3 protein-coding genes are annotated in these 2,710 nt (G+C 75.7%); 2 read left to right on the forward strand and 1 reads right to left on the reverse strand.

Going from position 1 to position 2,710, the window contains the following annotated elements; translation table 11 throughout:
• Window positions 1-502, reverse strand: a 502-nt coding sequence (locus ABZ914_RS49810) for a GntR family transcriptional regulator (RefSeq protein WP_500201588.1), incomplete at its 3' end; no start/stop codon positions are given.
• A gap of 143 nt (window positions 503-645) precedes the next feature.
• On the opposite strand from ABZ914_RS49810, the gene ABZ914_RS49815 reads away from it, so the two are divergent.
• Both ABZ914_RS49815 and iolC read left to right on the forward strand, forming a co-directional pair.
• Window positions 646-1,644: a Gfo/Idh/MocA family protein gene (locus ABZ914_RS49815; protein WP_500201589.1), complete on the forward strand. Its 999-nt coding sequence runs from the start codon at window positions 646-648 to the stop codon at window positions 1,642-1,644.
• Window positions 1,641-2,630, forward strand: a complete 990-nt coding sequence (gene iolC / locus ABZ914_RS49820) for a 5-dehydro-2-deoxygluconokinase (protein ID WP_500201590.1) — start codon at window positions 1,641-1,643, stop codon at window positions 2,628-2,630. The genes ABZ914_RS49815 and iolC overlap by 4 nt, the downstream gene beginning before the upstream one ends.
• Window positions 2,631-2,710: the final 80 nt, after the last annotated feature.

The following is a 2,710-nucleotide window of genomic DNA, read 5'->3' on the forward strand; positions in this document are numbered from 1 at the left end:
GCTCGGCGAGGTGCGCGGCGGTGACGTCGATCAGCCCGGCGGGCAGCACGTTGGTGAGCAGCGCCAGCGGCTCGCCGCCGGTGAGCCGCAGCCGGCGCAGCCGCAGCACCTCGGTCCCGGCCGGGACGCCGAGCCGCTCGGCGGCCTCGTCGCCGGCCGGGGCGGGCCCGAACTCCAGCACCCGGGTGCGCGGTTCGGCGCCGGCCGCGGCGAGGTCGTCGTGCAGGCTGGTCAGCTCGATGGGGCGGCGGACCTGCGACTGGACGACCTGGGTGCCGACGCCGCGCTTGCGGACGAGGAGCCCCTTGTCGACCAGGTGCTGGATCGCCTGCCGGACGGTCGGCCGGGACAGCCGGTACCGGGCGGCGAGGTCGAGCTCGTTGTCCAGCCGGGCGCCGGGCGGCAGCTCGCCGGACCGGATGGCCGCCTCGAGCTGCTGGGCGACCTGGAAGTACAGCGGCACCGGGCTGCCGCGGTCCAGCGTGACCGTCGGTCCGTGCACGCGGGGCTCCTTTCTCGGGGGTGTGACGCAGCTTAGTCCACCGCCGTCCGGAGATATTTAAGTCCTTATGTCAGGACATAGTGTTGACAGATGTTGGATCGTTCCATGAGACTCGGTCGCGATTCACGGCCGGAAGGGGTGCGATGAGGATCGGGCTCGCTGGAGCGGGACGGATCGGGAGCGCGCACGCGGAGACGCTGCGCGCGCTGCCCGGGGTCGCGGAGGTCGTCGTCGCCGACGCCGACCCGCGCCGGGCGCGGGAGGCGGCCGGCAGGCTCGGCGTCCGCGCCGCCGAGGACGTCGGCGCGCTGTTCGCCGCGGGGCTGGACGCGCTGGTCGTCGCCGCGCCGACGGACGCGCACGCCGGCCTGGTGGTGCGCGCCGTCGAGGCCGGGATGCCGGTGTTCGTGGAGAAGCCCGTCGCGCCCGACCTGGCCGGGACGATCGAGGTGCTGAAGGCGGTCCGCGGCGCGGGCGTGCCCGTGCAGGTGGGCTTCCAGCGCCGCTTCGACCCCGGCCACGTCGCGGCGCGGGACGCGGTGCGCTCGGGCCGGCTCGGCTGGGTGCACACCGTCCGCTCCTGCACGCTGGACCCGGTGCCGCCGCCGGACGAGTACATCCCCGGCTCCGGCGGGCTGTTCCGCGACTGCTCGGTGCACGACTTCGACGCCGTCCGGTTCGTCACCGGACGACAGGTGACCGAGGTGACCGCGACCGGCGCCAACCGCGGGTCGCAAGTCTTCACCGAGGCCGGCGACGTCGACACCGGCGCGGCCGTGCTGACCCTGGACGACGGGACGCTCGCGCTCGTGTCCGCGACCCGCTACAACGCGGCCGGCTACGACGTGCGGCTGGAGGTCCTCGGCTCGCAGGGCGGCGTCGTCGCCGGGCTGGACGACGGGACGCCGCTGTCCCCGGCGGCCGCGGGCATCCGCCCGGCCGGTCCCGCGCACACCGGTTTCCTGGAGAGGTTCGCCGACGCCTACGCGGCCGAGCTGGCGGCGTTCGCCCTGATGGTGGCGGACGGCACGGCCAGCCCGTGCCCGCCCGAGGAGAGCCTGGAGGCGCTCTACGTGGCGGAGGCGTGCGGGATCTCCCGCCGCGAGCGGCGCACCGTCACGATCGAGGAGGTGCGCCGATGACGGCCGCGCCTGAGGGCGGAGTGCCCCACGACCTCATCACGATGGGCCGCGTCAGCGTCGACGTCTACCCGCGGCAGGTCGGGGTTCCGCTCGAGGACGTCGAGACGTTCGGCAAGTACCTGGGCGGCAGCGCCACCAACGTGGCGGTCGCCGCGGCCCGCTACGGCCGCCGCAGCGCGGTCATCACCCGCACCGGCGCCGACCCGTTCGGGCGGTTCGTCCACGCGGCGCTGAAGGGCTACGGCGTGGACGACCGGTTCGTCACCGAGGTGCCCGGCCTGCCGACACCCCTGGCGTTCTGCGAGATCTTCCCGCCGGACGACTTCCCGCTGTACTTCTACAGGTACCCGAAGGCGCCGGACATGGAGATCCGCGCCGGGGAGCTGGACCTGGACGCGATCGCCGCCGCCCGGATCTTCTGGGCGACGGTCACCGGGCTGTCGCAGGAGCCGAGCCGGGAGGCGACGGTCGCCGCGCTCGCGGCGCACCCCGGCACCACCGTCCTCGACCTGGACTACCGGCCGATGTTCTGGGAGTCGCCGGACGCGGCCCGCGCGCGCGTGCGCGAAGCGCTGCGGCACGCGACCGTCGCGGTCGGCAACCTCGACGAGTGCGAGGTCGCCGTCGGCGAGCGCGAACCGCGCGCCGCCGCCCGCGCGCTGCTGGACCGGGGCGTGTCCGTCGCCGTCGTCAAGCAGGGCCCGCGCGGCGTCCTCGCCGCGTCCGCGGACGGCGTCGTCGAGGTCCCGCCGACGCCGGTGGAGGTGGTCAACGGGCTCGGCGCCGGGGACGCGTTCGGCGGCGCCCTCTGCCACGGCCTGCTCAGCGGCTGGGACCTGGAACGGATCGTGCGGTTCGCCGGCGCCGCCGGGGCGATCGTCGCGTCCCGGCTGGCCTGCGCCGACGCCATGCCCGCCGCCGACGAGGTCGAGCGGCTGCTCGCCGCCCGGCGGACGCCGGGCCCTGGAAATGAGGTGACCGCGTGAGCGCGGGAACGTTCGCCGAACGCTACGCCGCCCTCGCCGAGGTCCGGGCGGCGCACCCGGAGGCGGTGGCGCGCGCCGCC

The organism is Spirillospora sp. NPDC046719, from assembly GCF_040645715.1.
Lineage (GTDB): Bacteria > Actinomycetota > Actinomycetes > Streptosporangiales > Streptosporangiaceae > Spirillospora.

Excerpts from the sequence above, each read along its gene's own strand:
- iolC (WP_500201590.1), top strand. The coding sequence starts at position 1,641 with ATGACGGCCGCGCCTGAGGGCGGAGTGCCCCACGACCTCATCACGATG.
- ABZ914_RS49815 (WP_500201589.1), top strand. The coding sequence starts at position 646 with ATGAGGATCGGGCTCGCTGGAGCGGGACGGATCGGGAGCGCGCACGCG.